The following is a 15,642-nucleotide window of genomic DNA, read 5'->3' as shown; positions in this document are numbered from 1 at the left end:
GATTTAGATCCAGAAACAAAAGAGCCAAAGGTTATCCTTTGGCTCTTTTTATTTTTATGGTTTATATAAACCATGTTCGACTAAATGTTCTCGTAAAATACGACGCAGTTCTAAAACGGCTTGCGGCGTTAACTGAATTGAATGTCCACCTGGAAGAACCTTCTCAGATTTGGCACCTTCTAAGTGAGCACTTTTATACGGAACAATACCATCTGTAATTACGTTTGGATCATCGCTCTTGGTGATATTTCCCATAATTGAATGAAAAACCAAGCCTTTATAAGGATTAATATTTTCCGTAAGTTCCATAAATTTAGATTGATGACTCAAATCACTTGGACCATTTTGAATAAGGCCGCTATCAATATTACTCAAGAAATCTTTGACATCTAAATTTTCAGTGGTGAGGGAAGTCGCTACAGCCGATAAAAAAGCACCTGGCAGGCGAATAATTTTACGTGCTGCCAAGGTGAACCAACGATCTGCATAATCTGTACCTCGATGAGGAGAAGCTAAGAAAATCGCACGATCAAAATTATTGATTGAATGCATTTGCAATCGTTCAGTAACCATTGGATGTTTCTTAAAGCGGTTTTGCTGACGAATCGTCATCAACTCTAAAGCCGGCTTGGTAATATCACCATCACTGACCAGTAAACGGCTAATAATACCTCCCATACTATGGCCCACAAGAACAGCATCATGTGCCGCAGGGTCACTAGGGTTCAAAGAACCGAAAGCTTGCTTAAGAAGGGCATAAGTTTGGAAACGGCTTTCAAGAATTGGCATGTTAGTTGAATAAAAAACTTGCCAAACTTGATAGTTATCTCTTAAAACCGTGTCACCCATAACATCATTGGTCAAAGCAATCCATGCCTCAGGACTACTTGCTAGCCCATGAACTAACACAATAATCTTCTTATTGGGGTTGTATGGCTCAAGCATATAAAGATGCGGCATGGTTAAGTGTTGATCACGATCAATCAGACTTAAATAAGCTGCTACACCTAAATTATTTTCGGCTAACCATAGACCATAAGGTGCTGAAAAGTTGGCAGCTAGAGGATATTGCTTACCAGCGACATTAATATTATCGGTGCGATAAGGGTCGTAAACGCGAATCACGAATTCAGAATTATTAATAATTTCTTCAACAGTGGTCGCGTGTTTTGGTTCAGCGACAATAGTTGCAGCCAAATAACGTGCATGATGGATATTGGGGTTAACGCCATTTTTATAATTGTATTTAAGTGGGTCTAGAATATATTCATTGATATCTTCTTTTCCTGAACTAGGAAAAACCGCTACAAATTCAGAGCCAAAACCATCGCGGCGGTTAATGGTTCTTAACCCCGAGAAATTTAAATTATAACTAGAAATTAACTTTTCTAATTTTTGTCCCGCAAGTTGCTGGTGAAATTCAAAATCAATCGAATAGACACTTTTACCAATATGTATTTGAGGTTCTACGACATCTTTTTTGGGATAGCGTAAATCATAGACACTCACCATTTTTGCTATGGCTTGATTGTAAAAGTCTCGAATCTGAACTTGTCTATTGTCAAAAATACGGTCGGTAGGCTTACGTTTTGTTGAAAATAGATAGGCGTAACTATAACGAATACTTTTATCGAGTAAATTTAATTGTTGATCTAAGCAATCATCATATTTATTTTGAATATTGGTTTGTTCTGCTTCGGACTTATGTTTAGTAAACCTACTAATTTTACAATCCGAAGAATCTGATAAAGCCATTGCTTTTGCCAGATACATTTCACTTGCAGCTGATAAAAACTGTTCATCTAAAATCTGAGGAAGTTTTTTGAGTTGATTTACACAGTTATCAGGTGTGTCAGTGCAGACTTTAGCTTCCTGACCAGACATTGATAAAACATTCAGACTTGCTTCGCTGAGTTTATCTTGTGTAAGAATACTATTGCGTTCATTTGCAATAGTTACATTCAAAGCTTGCTGTTTAACATTAACGACCTGACAACCACTCAGAATTGAACCGAGTAGCATGACCGTCAATAATATTTTGCTTCTTTTTATTGAAAACATTATGGTCAAAATATAGTGGCTCAATGGTAGGTAGATCATACAAATTTTAAAATATTTTTCAAATGATCAAATAAAAAAAAGGGCTGTCAAAACAGCCCTTTTTATCTAATTAAGTTTATTTTTTAGGTGTTGCACTTGGGGTAGTTGAAGCCATTGCAGGGTTAGTTAAAACTTGCCATACATTCCAACGACCTTGTTTTTCAATTTCTTGAATTAAACGATCAGCAATTTCCGATTCATCCGGATATTTCACTTTATAGTTTTTAAGCGTCTGGATCGCATTCTTCTTTTGTTCCATTGCAATATAGTTATTTGCAGAAGCTAGATATGCTTCTTGAACATTACCTTTAATGGCTTTATCTAAGTAAGGAATAGCTTCACGTTGACCACCACCTTCAGATAAACCGAAACCAAACCAGAAGTTTGCTTCTGCGTCATCTGGGCTAATTTTTAAAAGACGTTGAGCATATTCTAAAGATCTAGTGGTATGAACGGTACCTAAATCAAGATTACGTGCAAGAACACTTGCTTTAAAAGCACGAAGCAAAATATCAAATGATGCATTTGGGTTTGCAGCAAGCGTATCGAGTTGCTGTGTTACTTCTTTAAGTTTGCTTTCAAAGCCTTTACGTTCTTGGCGATCTGTAAAGCGAGGTGGGTAGTGACGAGCTTTGCCTTCTACTAACTGTAAGAAGTCATCAATGCTCGTAACATCAATTTCATTCTCACCAGCTAGAACTGCGTATTTCATTGAACGCTGTGAATTATTTACAGTCGGAACAATTAATTTATTGACGTCGAGAGTAAGCTGTTTAGTTGGGTCATCTTGACGATTAACCACCATTTTGGTTACTGGCTGTGCCGCAGCGTCTTTTAACGCAACTTCAAATGCTGGCGGTTGATCATAGTTAAAAGGATTTAGTGCATAAAAAGGAGGAGTAAGCTCTGGTTCCTTGAAAACAAATGGCTCAATTTTTTGTTGTTTTACGGGGGCCATTGTACAAGCTGTTAAACTTGAGGTCGCAAGGATGATATACGCCAAGGGCTTAAAATTCATAGGATCTTCCGTTCATTTTAGTAAAGTCAGATTTGGTACAGCTAAGTCTAGGAAAAGCTAAACCGACATGCAAGGGTTAGCGTGTTACATTATGAATCAAGAATATTACGTTTTTGATGCCTTGTTTTGTGCACCACATTCGCGACGCACTTCTTCAAGAATTTTTAGCTCTTCATCACTAAAAGGTTGTTCATCTTGGCTTTCTTTTTTGAAACTAGGATCTAGGTCTGATAAACGCTGACATAAATTATTCATGCGTGTTTCATTATGCTGAATGCGATCAAGTAAAACGCGCATACCCTCTAAAATAGGGTCTGACTGATCAGCAGTTGTCGCATATGGGGCAAAACCAATACTTTGTGCATAATCGCGGCGACGTTCTTCATCTTTATTTTTGTCGGCATCTTTATAGATATAGCGAGCAGGGTTCCCTACAGCAGTCACACCAGCAGGAACAGCTTTGGTCACTACAGCATTTGAACCGACTTTGGCACCTTTACCTACGGTAAATGGACCCAAAATTTTCGCACCGGCACCAACAACAACACCGTCTTCTAACGTTGGATGGCGTTTACCAGTCTTCCATGTGGTACCACCTAAGGTAACCCCATGATAAAGCGTAACATCATCACCAATTTCAGCAGTCTCACCAATCACAACACCCATGCCATGATCAATAAAAAAACGCTTACCAATTTTAGCGCCAGGATGAATTTCAATTCCTGTTGCAAAACGGCTAAATGAAGAGAGTAGACGAGCTGCACCTTTACAATCTTTTTGCCATAATTCATGCGCAACACGATGCATCATAATTGCATGAATACCTGGGTAAGTCGTAAGAACTTCAAGTGTATTGCGGGCAGCAGGATCTCGCGCAAATACAGCCTTTATATCTTCTTTAAGCTGCTTAAGCATTGGGTTGATCCTCCTTGTCAGATAATGCTTTTTTCCATTTACCACTTGTTAAAGCTTGCACGCGACTAAAAATACCGCGAAGTAAATGATATTCCATACGATCTAATTGTATACGACCAAATAAACGACGCAAGCGTAAAGGTAATAAACGTGGATTTTCTGGATCTAAAAATTCAATTTCAGTCAGCATTTTTTCAAGATGAGGATAAAACTCTTCCATTTGTTGCTGAGTCACCAAAGGTTCATCCCATTGCATGCTTTGGCCTTGCACTAATGGCATTTCATCTACATTCTGATCGACTTTCTCTTGCTCAAGAGCAGACATTCGAAGTTCGTAACATACAACCTGAATTGCTTGCGCAACATTTAATACGCCATAGTCTGGATTAACAGGAATCGTTAAATGGTAGTTTGCCAGTGCTAATTCTTCGTTAGTTAAACCACGGTCTTCACGGCCAAAAACAATAGCAATTTGTTGTCCTTGAGCAGTTGCCTTAATAGCTTCTTTAGCCGCAGGTCGAACATCAAGCAAAGGCCAAGGAATGGTGCGACTACGAGCACTTGTTCCAAATACTAAATGACAATCTTTAATCGCATCTTCTAAGGTTTCTACAATCTCAAGATGTTCAAATAAATCTTGAGCACCCGCAGCAAGCGCTTGTATATCTGGATGAGGATATGTTTTTGGTGCTACGAGAACTAATTTAATTAGTCCCATTGTTTTCATGGCACGTAAAGCACTACCAATATTGGCAGGCAACGTCGTATTTACCATGACAATACGCACTTGTGCTAATTGTTTTGACACGGTGGTGTGGTCAAACGAACTCATAAGATTTCCAGAAATTACGAATATTGAGAAACTTCGCTTTGGTATAAATCCAATGCATCGTCCATAGACATACCCGCAGGCGGAGAGGCAACAGCATGTGGACGAACAGGGTCTGCTGCTTTAGCTGCTTTCGACTTTACTTGATATTCAATATAGATATTATCTTTACCAAAATAATCTCTGAGTTTAGCAAGTAATTCGTCTAGAGGAGCGACTTTCCATTGCGAACCAAACTGAAGTTCGGCTTGAGCATAGGGTTGATCAATCTGTAACTGTAGAGTGATATGTTGATGCATATCTACATTGCAAAATGGCAAGATCATGTTTTGTAGATCTTTTGCCAAGGTTGGCTGCATGAACTCTTCTGTTAATTTGATTTGAATACTGTTAGCACGTTTTTGTCTTATTTCATTTAATGTGAAAGCTTTGGTTAAACGCCCCATTGGACGGTCAAAGCCTTCTCGTTCATAGATTTCGCCTTCGAAAACCACAACACGCTCCACTTGGACGATATCTTTAAAACGTTGGAAGCGTTCATGGTTACAGCTGACTTCAATACGTGCTGTGCCATCATCTAGTACAATAACCACACGGTTCGGGAAGTTTGCGACATCAATGACCAATCCCGCATAAACCGTTGTAACACCACGACGTGTAGCGGTAATTTCATTTAGTTTTACGGGAATAAAAGATTTGAGTTCTTGTCGGTAAACATCAATTGGATGTCCCGTTAAATATAAACCAAGTGTATCTTTTTCGCCTTTGAGACGAACCTCATCACTCCAAGGTTTTACTGGTTTAGCTGGCTTACGCTGAACTTCTTCAACCTCACCAAATAAATCCATAATACCGCTTTCACGATTACTTCGAGCTTGATCGGCAGCTTGAACAGCTTCTGGCAATTGTGCCATTAAGCTTGCTCGTTCAATTCCCAGGCAGTCGAGTGCACCCGCGCGAATTAAAGCTTCAAGAGTACGTTTATTGATTTTTTTCAAATCAATACGATGGCAAAAATCGAATAGATCTGTATAAGCACCCAATTGTCGACGAGAGTCAATGACTGACTGCATTGCTTGTTCGCCAACGCCTTTAATGGCACCTAAACCGTAAACAATCGTTTTATCATTACTTGCATGGAAATGATAAGTCGACATGTTGACTGATGGTGGTAAGACTTCAAGATTATTATTTCGACAGTCATCAATCAAGAATACAACACTGTCGGTGTTTTGCATTTCCGATGTCATTACCGCTGCCATAAACTCGGCAGGGTAATGAGCTTTTAACCACGCAGTGTGGTAGGCAACTAGGGCATAAGCAGCGGCGTGAGATTTATTAAAACCATAGCCTGCAAACTTTTCCATATAGTCAAAGATATGGTTGGCTGTGCTTTCATCAATCCCTTTTTCAGCAGCACCTTCTAAGAAAATTTGGCGCTGCTTAACCATTTCTTCGGGTTTCTTTTTACCCATTGCACGGCGTAATAAATCTGCACCGCCTAGTGTATAACCTGCACAGATCTGTGCAGCTTGCATTACCTGTTCTTGATAAACCATAATCCCGTAAGTTGGTTCTAATACACCTTCTAAAAGAGGATGGAGATATTCAAAATCTCCGCCATGCATACGGTGAATAAAGTCAGGAATTAGGTCCATTGGACCCGGACGATACAAGGATACGAACGCAATAATTTCTTCAAATTTGCTTGGACGTGCTTCTTTAAGCATCCGTTTCATGCCGACGGATTCAAACTGGAATACCGCTGTCGTATTTGCATCGGCAAAGACAGAGTAGGCTTTAGCGTCGTCTAGGGGAACATGCAAGATATTGAGTTGATCATTACTGTCGCGGTTTTTATTAATATTTTGAATCGCGTCTTCAATAACGGTTAAGTTACGTAAGCCCAAGAAGTCGAACTTGACCAGACCCGCTGCTTCTACATCGTCTTTATCATATTGAGCAACACGGTTTGTTCCATCTGCATCACAAAGTACAGCCGAGAAATCGGTAATTTTACCGGGTGCAATGACTACACCTCCGGCATGTTTACCTGTATTTCGGGTTACACCTTCTAATTTTAATGCCATTTCCCAGATTTCGCTTGCATCGTCGTTATCTGGGTTAGATGGATTGGTCACAATATCTTTAAGCTGAGGTTCCATATCAATAGCGGTAGCTAAATCCACACCGAGCGGTTTAGTAGGCACCATTTTTGAAATACGGTCAGCTAAACCATAAGATTTACCCAATACACGCGCAACGTCACGGATTGCACCTTTTGCTGCCATGGTTCCGAAAGTTGCAATTTGTGAAACGGCTTCGCGACCATAAGTACGTGATACGTAATCAATAACGCGGTCACGTCCGGCAATACAGAAATCGACGTCAAAATCAGGCATCGATACACGTTCTGGGTTCAAGAAACGTTCGAAGAGTAGATCGTAACGAAGAGGGTCAAGGTCAGTAATTTCTAAGCTATAGGCGACTAATGAACCTGCACCTGAACCACGTCCTGGACCAACAGGAACACCATTACTTTTTGCCCATCGAATGAAGTCCATGACAATGAGGAAGTATCCAGGGAAACCCATTTTCAGGATAATACCAACTTCATAATCAATTCGTTCATCGTAAGGCTTACGAATCTCTGGCCAATCTTCACCACGTTTTTCAACAGGGTAAAGATAATTTAAGCGCTCTTCCAAACCTACTTTAGATAAATGTTCAAAATAAGTGTCGATGGTAAAACCATCTGGAATTGGATAGTCAGGTAAAAAGTAAGTACCGAGTTGCAGTTTAACGTTGCAACGTTTAGCAATATGATAGGTGTTCTCGATAGCACTAGGAATATCGGAAAACAATTCGATCATTTCATCTGAGGTTTTAAAGTGCTGCTCAGGACTATATATGCGTGGACGGCGATTATCTGCTAGTACATAACCATCAGCGATACAAACACGTGCTTCGTGTGCTTCGAAATCTTCTTTTTCTACAAAGTGCACATCATTATGTGCAACGACACCAACATTATATTGTGCAGCAAGTTTAGTTGCTTCTTGAATAAAGTCTTCTTCACCGGGACGGTCGGTACGTGTTAAAGCAAGATAAACACGGTTACCAAACTTTTCGAGCCATGCTTCTAAAAGGGGAGCCGCTTTTTGCGGGTTAGATGAGCAAAGCATCTGACCAACATCACTATGCTGGCCAAGTAAAACGATAATATCTTGATGTTGTTCAAGTACCCATTCTTTTTGCACGCATGGAATACTGAGCTGTTGTCCTTCAATAAAACCGCGTGAAACGATTTCGGTAAGACTTTTCCAGCCAACATCACTCATTGCAAGCAATGTTGCACGGTGTTGAGCATCATCAAGGCGAATCGTGCTACCTAAAAGAGGCTTAATACCTTTTTTTAAACAAGAGTTATAAAACTTTACCGCCGCATGGAGGTTAGAGAGGTCAGTTAATGCCAACGCAGGCATTTGGTCTTTAACCGCAGCATTGACCAAGTCAGGTATGCGAACTATCGACTCTGTAATCGAAAATTCTGTATAAATACCTAGATGAACAAACTGCATAAACCAATCCTTAATGCGACCGAAACATAGTTTAACACGCAAAGTTAAAAGGAAATGGTTAATATTTTGGCAAACTGTTAAGGATTTTATTATTTAAGAAGAATGAGTTGAACATCTATTGTACAGATTTAATATAAAAGACATTATTTTTATAAAATATGACCAGCTCAAACACCAAGGTTTGAGCTGGTTGAAAAACTTAGTACTGCCAGAACATGCGTTGAATTTCTTTAGCATCATTAGTCTTGGTAAGAGCTAACGCTGCAAGAAGACGCGATTTTTGAGGGTTTAAGTCATGAGCAGCTACCCAACCATATTTATCATCAGGTTGTTCAGCATTACGTAATACGAAACCTTGTGGTACACGTGATGAACGGATAATTTGAATGCCGTTTTTGTCATGAAGGTTTTGTAAAGTTGGAACGATATAGTTCGCAACAGAACCGTTACCTGTACCAGCATGGATAATCGCTTTTGCGCCAGCTTTTGCATATGCTTCATAAGCATCAGGAAGCATAGAGTCTGAACCGTAAACGATTTGTACTAGAGGAAGTGCATCACCTTTAATATTTTCAATATTAAATTCTGAAGCATTTGCAAAACGTTTAACAGACTGTCTGAACCAGTATGGTTTGCCTTCTACTAATGTACCTAAAGCGCCCCATTGGCTAACAAAAGCATTTGTATGAATGTTAATGCCTTTAGTTACATCGCGTGCAGCAAAAATAGAGTCGTTCATGAGAACCATAACGCCTTTATTTTTTGCATCATCAGAAGCTGCTAAAGCCACTGCACTATAAAGGTTAAGTGGTCCATCTGCTGAAAGTGCAGTTGAAGGACGCATTGAACCAACTACCACAATAGGTTTGTCAGTGTGAACAACAAGATTTAAGAAAAATGCTGTTTCTTCTAAAGTATCTGTACCGTGAGTAATTACGACACCGTTAACAGATGGTTTCTTAACAAGATCATTTACTTGACGAGCAATTTGTAATAATTCCTTGTCAGTAATACTTTCAGAAGCGACCTGTAATGCTTGAATACCACTTACATTTGCCAAATCTTTGATTTGTGGCACTGCATTGATTAAAGCATCAACTGGAACTTTTGCTGCTGTATAAGTTGCACTATTTGCTGAGCTTGCGCCAGCACCAGCGATTGTACCGCCAGTAGCAACGACAACAACATTGTTTTTTGCGTAAAGTGGGAGAGAGCAGGCCAATAAGCCCATCGCTAAACCTAAAGATTTAACAGTTTTAGTCAACATCGAAAATATCCTTATGAAGTGACGAAGTAGAAGTTTGCCGAATACGCCTGCTTTTCCTAAGCAAAATACATACCATGTAAAGCATATTCGTAACTTGCTGAATAAGAAGCATCCCTGAATAGCATTTTGTTGTACCAACAATTACTTAGTCATTGCTTTAATTCAGCGTTAATAAATATCATGAATAAAATAAAAAATCTATTAAGTTTTTCTAATTTATCTCGATTTGTTTACTTTTTAATATAAAGAAAGCAAATGATTTTTATATCATTATAAAATCAAAAAATAATGGGTGAAATAGGAAGTTTATTTACCATTTGTTATTTATATCATATTGATTTTATATATCATTATTTTAGAATAATATAATGTTGATTTTTCGGTAGATAAACTAAATAATAATTTCAATAGTTTAATATAATTAACTTGCAATAAAATCAATTAAAATTTAATCACTTGATATTTATTTCTGAAAATATAAATGCTGTTTGAGTGTTTTTTATTCTATTTTTAAGGTTTGATTTGAGGAAATTTAATAGGAGTTAAAATGCATTATTGGGTCTATTATTTAATATGAAAATATAGATAAATTTTTATTGTTTAATTTTAGAATAAAAAAAAGAGCAATTTTATAAGGTCATATAAAATTGCTCTTAAGCTGGGAGAGCGGGAGAAAAGAGAAACTTAAGCGGTCGTTTGTTCTTGAGTTGATTTAATTAAGACAGGTTCTGGTACCTCTTCAATGTCAGCTACTTTTTCACCTTCAAGCTTGGCAACAACAGCAGTAGCAATACTGTTACCTACTACGTTTGTTGCAGTACGGCCCATATCAAGAAACTGATCGATACCAAGTAATAAGAGAATGCCTGCTTCAGGTAAGTGAAACATGGTGAGTGTTGCTGAAATAACCACAATAGAAGCTCGTGATACACCCGCAATACCTTTACTTGTAACCATCAGGGTTAATAGAATTAAGATTTGTTGAGTGAAGCTAAGGTCGATATTGTAGGCTTGAGCAATAAACAGTACTGCAAATGTGGTGTACATCATTGAGCCATCTAGGTTAAATGAATAACCCAGCGGTAATACAAAGCTCGTCACTTTTTTGGGTACACCAAATTTATTGAGTGCATCCATTACTTTAGGGTAGGCAGATTCACTTGAAGCTGTAGCAAAAGCAAGAGTTACAGGTTCACGAATTAATTTGCCAAGGCGGAAAATGTCTTTTTTAAGTACGATTGCACCAACAGAGAACAAAACGATCCAAAGTAATAGAAGACCGAAATAGAACTCAGCGATTAAAATACCGTAGTCAACAATTAAGCCTAAACCTTGTACTGTAATTGCTGAAGCAATTGCAGCAAATACCGCAAAAGGTGCAAACATCATGACGTAATCGGTAATACGGAACATGATCTTGCTAAGTTCTTCAGTCAAACGAACAATAACTGAATCTTTTTCGTTGCCTTGGTTTATAAAAGCGAGTGCAGAACCGAAGAAAATAGCAAAAACAAGGACTTGTAAAATATCATTATTTGCCATTGCTTCGGCAATGCTGCGTGGAAAAACGTGACTTAAGAATGATTGCAGAGTAAAACCAGTGGTCGCTGGGAGAGAAGCGCCACTAAGTTGTTGAGCTGTCGGTAGTGCTAAATGTAAAGCTGCACCAGGTTGGAAAAAATTTGCTAAACCCATACCGATGGCAAGTGATACAAACGAAGCAGTAATAAACCAAGTCATTGACTTGAGAGTGATACTGCCGATCGATGTTGATTTCCCCATTGATACAATGCCTGAAACAATTGTGGCAAATACCAATGGAGCAATAATCATTTTGATGAGACGTAAAAAGATGTCTGTAGCGATGCTGAAATAAGAAGCGATCTGTTTGAGTTGTTCACCTTCATTGAAAAAGTGATGACAAATCCAACCTGTTAGGACGCCAAGTAAAATAGCAATAACAATATACTTGAGCAATTTCTTTTGCTTCATATGAACCTCTATCCATTTGATTCAATCATTCTTTGATGGGATTTGAATGATTGAAAGCTTTCCTTGTTAGTTCAGTCCGGTCGTTCTACTGATTTTATCTTCCTAGATATCTGTATCTGTTTTAACCGAATCGAATAGGTGATGTTGTTATGGAAAAGGATTGTTGCTCGATTTTGAAGCAGTGTGAAATGCAAAAATATATTGATCCATGCATTTTTTGCATAATAAGAATTTAGGTAAATGCGAAATTAAACATGAATTTAAACGTATGGTAAAAATATATAAATAAATTTTTAAACTGAATTTAAAGATTAAAAGAATGAAATTTTCAATAAAAATATTTAACTTCAAGGTGTTGTTTTTGAATCCGCAAGAAGTGGAGAGCGTTTGTAATTGTTCTTTTTAAAAGTAATAAAATAGAATTAATAAAAAAGGCATCTAATTTAAGATGCCTTTTTTATTATGCATTTTTTAACGGCGATTTGCTAAGAAACGAGCTAAACGACTCATCGCTTCACGTAATTCATTTTCTGCTGGTAAGAAAACCACGCGGAAATGGTCTGGAGTTGGCCAGTTAAAACCTGTTCCTTGTACTAAAAGTACTTTTTCGGCACGAAGTAAATCTAACATTAACTTTTCATCGTCTTCGACTGGGTAAATGTTAGGATCAAGTCGTGGGAAACAATACATTGCACCTTCTGGTTTAACGCAACTTACCCCAGGAATCTCATTTAGCATTTCCCAAGCAATATTACGCTGTTCGTACAAACGTCCACCCGGACGAATCAAGTCATTAATTGATTGATAACCACCTAAAGCAGTTTGAATCGCATATTGAGCCTGAACGTTTGCACATAGACGCATTGATGCCAACATATCTAAACCTTCGATATAGTCAGCAGCGCGGCTTTTATCTCCGGTAATTGCCATCCAGCCTGAACGGAAACCTGCAATACGATAAGCTTTTGATAGACCATTAAAAGATACGCAAAGCTGATCACCCGCTAATGAAGCTACTGAAACATGTTCAATACCGTCATAAATAATTTTGTCGTAAATTTCATCAGCAAATAAAATTAGATCATATTTTTTTGCAAGCACTACAATCTGTTCAAGAATATGACGTGGATAAACTGAACCAGTAGGGTTGTTCGGGTTAATGATGACAATACCGCGAGTATTCGGTGTAATCTTGCTTTCAATATCAGCAATATCTGGATACCAGCTATTTTCTTCATCACATTTATAGTGAATTGCTGTACCACCTGAAAGATTAACAGCTGCTGTCCAAAGCGGGTAGTCCGGCATTGGAATCAACATTTCGTCGCCATCGTCAAGCAAGCCTTGCATCGCCATAACAATGAGTTCAGACACGCCATTACCAATATACACGTCATTCACGTGCATATTTAGGATGCCTTTTTGTTGGTAATACTGGCAGATAGCTTTACGTGCTGGAAAGATACCTTTTGAGTCAACATAACCAATCGCATTTGGTAGATTTAAAGCAACATCATTAATAATTTCTTGTGGGGCTTCAAAACCAAATGGAGCAGGGTTGCCGATATTTAGCTTGATGATTTTATGTCCTTGCTCTTCCATTTCATTGGCGGCTCGTAATACTGGTCCGCGAATGTCATAGCAAACATGCTCAAGCTTCGATGATTTCTTTATTTCTCGAGAAGTTGGCATGGATTGGAGAGTAGCAGTATTTTTAGACATAGCTGGATTCACTTTTGCATATCGGTATAAATAACTTTTAAATGTTTTAACTGTTACCAAATTTAGATCGTGTTGATCTTTTAGTAATTCAACAATTTTTTCATGGGTAAAGCCCGATTGCTGATACTGTTTGATAACTGGTAATAGTTGCTGGAAAAGCACACTTTTTTTCTGAGACATGTTTTGTCCTATACAACCGTGCCAAACAAGAATAGCACCATCTTTGCTTCCTTGGAAGAAAATAAAACATAAATCTGCTTACTTTTGATTTTGCATTTTGCTTACTTTTTGCTTTCTATTACTTAGATGATTAAATTCCAACAAATTTTACGTTCAGAGACTAGTGTTTTTGTGATGAATGGCGTAAATATAAAAACTCAATCATCAGAAATGTTTACATCAGAATAAAGGTGCATGTCATGGGAAAAGTCAATAAAACAGACCGGGAATGGCAAAGAGAGTTATCACCAGAAGAGTATCGGATCACACGACAAAAGGGCACTGAAGCTGCATTTACGGGGCAATACTGGAATACTAAGCAACATGGTACCTATGTCTGCCGTTGCTGCGGCGCAGAATTGTTCTCATCAGATACTAAATATGACAGTGGTTGTGGTTGGCCTAGCTTCTTTAAACCGATTGAGCCAACTGCAATTGAAGAACATGACGATTTATCGCATGGTATGGTCAGAACAGAAATTATTTGTCATGATTGCGAAGCCCATTTAGGGCATGTTTTTGAAGATGGACCACAGCCGACTGGTTTGCGCTATTGTGTAAACTCGGCATCATTACAACTTAAATCACAAGAAAAAAATGATGAGGAAACCTATCCATGAGTAATATTTATCAGTTTGAAGCTGAACTGTTAGAGGGTGAAGTTAAGCAATTAGCTGATTACAAAGGTAAAGTTTTACTAATTGTAAATACTGCAAGTAAATGTGGTTTTACACCACAATTTGCGGGCCTTGAAAAACTTTATGAGAAATATAAAGATCAAGGCTTGGAAGTTTTGGGGTTTCCCTGCAACCAGTTTGGGGGGCAAGATCCGGGTAACAATAAAGAGATCGGTACGTTCTGCCAGCGCAACTATGGGGTGAAATTCCCAATGTTTGCAAAAGTTGATGTAAAAGGTCCAGAAGCCCATGTGATTTTTAGATATTTGACACGTGAAGCTAAAGGGATTTTAGGCAGTAGCAGTATTAAGTGGAACTTCACTAAGTTTTTGGTAGGGAGGGATGGCGCTGTGCTAAATCGCTATGCTCCTACAACTAAACCAGAAGCATTAGAAGCTGATATTGAAAAAGCATTAGCAAGTTAATGAATTCAATGAACGCTATTCCTCAGGCTTTTGAGTTTTGGCAAGATGGGCGAATGCCTTATGTTGAAACCAGAAGATCTTGTTTTAGTCGAACATGTTATAAATCTCATAGTCATCCAACATTTTCAATTGGAGCTATAGACGAAGGGAATAGCGTTTTTCAAAGCTCATTTGGTACAGCACAAAAGATTTCTGCAGGCACATTAGTCATTGTGCCTGCCCACATTGAACATTCTTGTAACCCATTACCTGATCAGGCTTGGAGTTACCAGATGCTGCATCTGGATATATCTTGGCTGAATCAATGGTATGCCGAGTTTCAAAAAGAGGGTTTTGATTTAAATTTGCCCCAGCATAGACCTCTCATTATTAAAGATGAGTCTTTATATCGGGCTTTTTCTGGTATGAATCAAACTTTATTTGACTATCAAAAATTGATTCTTGAAAAAGAACAGTCGCTTATCCATTGCCTTACACAGTTATTATTACCTCATTTTATATTAGAAAAAATACAGAAAACTCAATATTTGTATGAAGACTTCTTGGACTTAATTTATATTATTAAATCATCAGAACAATTTATTTCTTTAGAAGAGCTTGCGCAGCGGGTGGGTCTTAGTCGATATGCAATTATTCGTCTATTTAAAGCCAATGTTGGTATAACACCCCATGCATTTCAAATTAATTTAAAGATTAATCAGGCCAGAGCCCAGCTAAAACAAGGGATTCCTCTTGTAGAGTTGGCTGTAAATTTAGGCTTTAGTGATCAGAGCCATTTTCATAAAGCTTTCAAAGCTCACACAGGAATCACTCCTCGTCAGTTCCAACTTGCTGCCGCGCAATAATTTACAAGAAATTATTTTTCTCTATTTTTAAGCTATTCCATATTGTTTTACA

Annotated in this window: 11 protein-coding genes; 3 read left to right on the top strand and 8 right to left on the bottom strand. The window is 38.1% G+C overall.

Annotated features, from left to right (window positions below; translation table 11 throughout):
- Positions 1 to 54 precede the first annotated feature (54 nt).
- From WA249_RS02750 to WA249_RS02715, 8 genes are all read right to left on the bottom strand, one after another.
- Positions 55 to 2,061: an alpha/beta fold hydrolase gene (locus WA249_RS02750; RefSeq protein ID WP_336166384.1), complete on the bottom strand. Its 2,007-nt coding sequence runs from the start codon at positions 2,059 to 2,061 to the stop codon at positions 55 to 57.
- A 115-nt stretch (positions 2,062 to 2,176) separates the two neighbouring features.
- On the bottom strand, positions 2,177 to 3,118 hold the full coding sequence (locus tag WA249_RS02745; protein WP_336166383.1) for an ABUW_2363 family tetratricopeptide repeat lipoprotein: 942 nt from the start codon (positions 3,116 to 3,118) through the stop codon (positions 2,177 to 2,179).
- A 105-nt stretch (positions 3,119 to 3,223) separates the two neighbouring features.
- On the bottom strand, positions 3,224 to 4,033 hold the full coding sequence (gene cysE, locus WA249_RS02740) for a serine O-acetyltransferase (RefSeq protein WP_336166382.1): 810 nt from the start codon (positions 4,031 to 4,033) through the stop codon (positions 3,224 to 3,226).
- Positions 4,026 to 4,865 carry an RNA methyltransferase gene (locus WA249_RS02735; RefSeq protein WP_336166381.1) on the bottom strand — a complete coding sequence of 280 codons (840 nt, stop codon included), beginning with the start codon at positions 4,863 to 4,865 and terminating at the stop codon, positions 4,026 to 4,028. Before WA249_RS02735 ends, cysE begins: the two co-directional genes overlap by 8 nt.
- A 14-nt stretch (positions 4,866 to 4,879) precedes the next feature.
- Positions 4,880 to 8,443: a DNA polymerase III subunit alpha gene (dnaE, locus tag WA249_RS02730; protein ID WP_336166380.1), complete on the bottom strand. Its 3,564-nt coding sequence runs from the start codon at positions 8,441 to 8,443 to the stop codon at positions 4,880 to 4,882.
- A gap of 199 nt (positions 8,444 to 8,642) precedes the next feature.
- Positions 8,643 to 9,710 (bottom strand): asparaginase, encoded by a 1,068-nt coding sequence (locus WA249_RS02725; RefSeq protein ID WP_336166379.1) that lies wholly within the window; start codon positions 9,708 to 9,710, stop codon positions 8,643 to 8,645.
- Between the two features lie 684 nt (positions 9,711 to 10,394).
- The gene (locus tag WA249_RS02720; protein ID WP_336166378.1) at positions 10,395 to 11,702 is read right to left on the bottom strand and encodes a dicarboxylate/amino acid:cation symporter; all 1,308 of its coding nucleotides are present in this window, start codon (positions 11,700 to 11,702) and stop codon (positions 10,395 to 10,397) included.
- A gap of 471 nt (positions 11,703 to 12,173) precedes the next feature.
- Entirely contained in the window at positions 12,174 to 13,604 is a 1,431-nt protein-coding gene (locus WA249_RS02715) for a pyridoxal phosphate-dependent aminotransferase (protein WP_336166377.1), read from the bottom strand.
- A gap of 239 nt (positions 13,605 to 13,843) precedes the next feature.
- On the opposite strand from WA249_RS02715, the gene msrB reads away from it, so the two are divergent.
- From msrB to WA249_RS02700, 3 genes are read left to right on the top strand one after another with little or no spacing between them, the layout of a single operon-like run.
- Positions 13,844 to 14,263, top strand: a complete 420-nt coding sequence (msrB, locus tag WA249_RS02710; RefSeq protein WP_016138453.1) for a peptide-methionine (R)-S-oxide reductase MsrB — start codon at positions 13,844 to 13,846, stop codon at positions 14,261 to 14,263.
- Positions 14,260 to 14,745, top strand: a complete 486-nt coding sequence (locus WA249_RS02705; protein WP_336166376.1) for a glutathione peroxidase — start codon at positions 14,260 to 14,262, stop codon at positions 14,743 to 14,745. Before msrB ends, WA249_RS02705 begins: the two co-directional genes overlap by 4 nt.
- A complete protein-coding gene (locus WA249_RS02700) occupies positions 14,745 to 15,590 on the top strand; it encodes an AraC family transcriptional regulator (RefSeq protein WP_336166375.1) in 846 nt (281 codons plus the stop codon). Before WA249_RS02705 ends, WA249_RS02700 begins: the two co-directional genes overlap by 1 nt.
- Positions 15,591 to 15,642: the final 52 nt, after the last annotated feature.

This window comes from Acinetobacter sp. 161(2023) (assembly GCF_037027805.1).
GTDB lineage: Bacteria > Pseudomonadota > Gammaproteobacteria > Pseudomonadales > Moraxellaceae > Acinetobacter.
Note: the sequence above shows the minus strand (reverse complement) of the source record. Positions and strands in the feature narration are given on the sequence as shown.

What these genes read in the sequence shown, in the direction of transcription:
- WA249_RS02725 (WP_336166379.1), bottom strand. Translation starts at nt 9,710, where the DNA reads ATGTTGACTAAAACTGTTAAATCTTTAGGTTTAGCGATGGGCTTATTG.
- dnaE (WP_336166380.1), bottom strand. Translation starts at nt 8,443, where the DNA reads ATGCAGTTTGTTCATCTAGGTATTTATACAGAATTTTCGATTACAGAG.
- WA249_RS02715 (WP_336166377.1), bottom strand. Translation starts at nt 13,604, where the DNA reads ATGTCTCAGAAAAAAAGTGTGCTTTTCCAGCAACTATTACCAGTTATC.
- cysE (WP_336166382.1), bottom strand. Translation starts at nt 4,033, where the DNA reads ATGCTTAAGCAGCTTAAAGAAGATATAAAGGCTGTATTTGCGCGAGAT.
- WA249_RS02735 (WP_336166381.1), bottom strand. Translation starts at nt 4,865, where the DNA reads ATGAGTTCGTTTGACCACACCACCGTGTCAAAACAATTAGCACAAGTG.
- WA249_RS02705 (WP_336166376.1), top strand. Translation starts at nt 14,260, where the DNA reads ATGAGTAATATTTATCAGTTTGAAGCTGAACTGTTAGAGGGTGAAGTT.
- msrB (WP_016138453.1), top strand. Translation starts at nt 13,844, where the DNA reads ATGGGAAAAGTCAATAAAACAGACCGGGAATGGCAAAGAGAGTTATCA.
- WA249_RS02720 (WP_336166378.1), bottom strand. Translation starts at nt 11,702, where the DNA reads ATGAAGCAAAAGAAATTGCTCAAGTATATTGTTATTGCTATTTTACTT.
- WA249_RS02750 (WP_336166384.1), bottom strand. Translation starts at nt 2,061, where the DNA reads ATGTTTTCAATAAAAAGAAGCAAAATATTATTGACGGTCATGCTACTC.
- WA249_RS02745 (WP_336166383.1), bottom strand. Translation starts at nt 3,118, where the DNA reads ATGAATTTTAAGCCCTTGGCGTATATCATCCTTGCGACCTCAAGTTTA.
- WA249_RS02700 (WP_336166375.1), top strand. Translation starts at nt 14,745, where the DNA reads ATGAATTCAATGAACGCTATTCCTCAGGCTTTTGAGTTTTGGCAAGAT.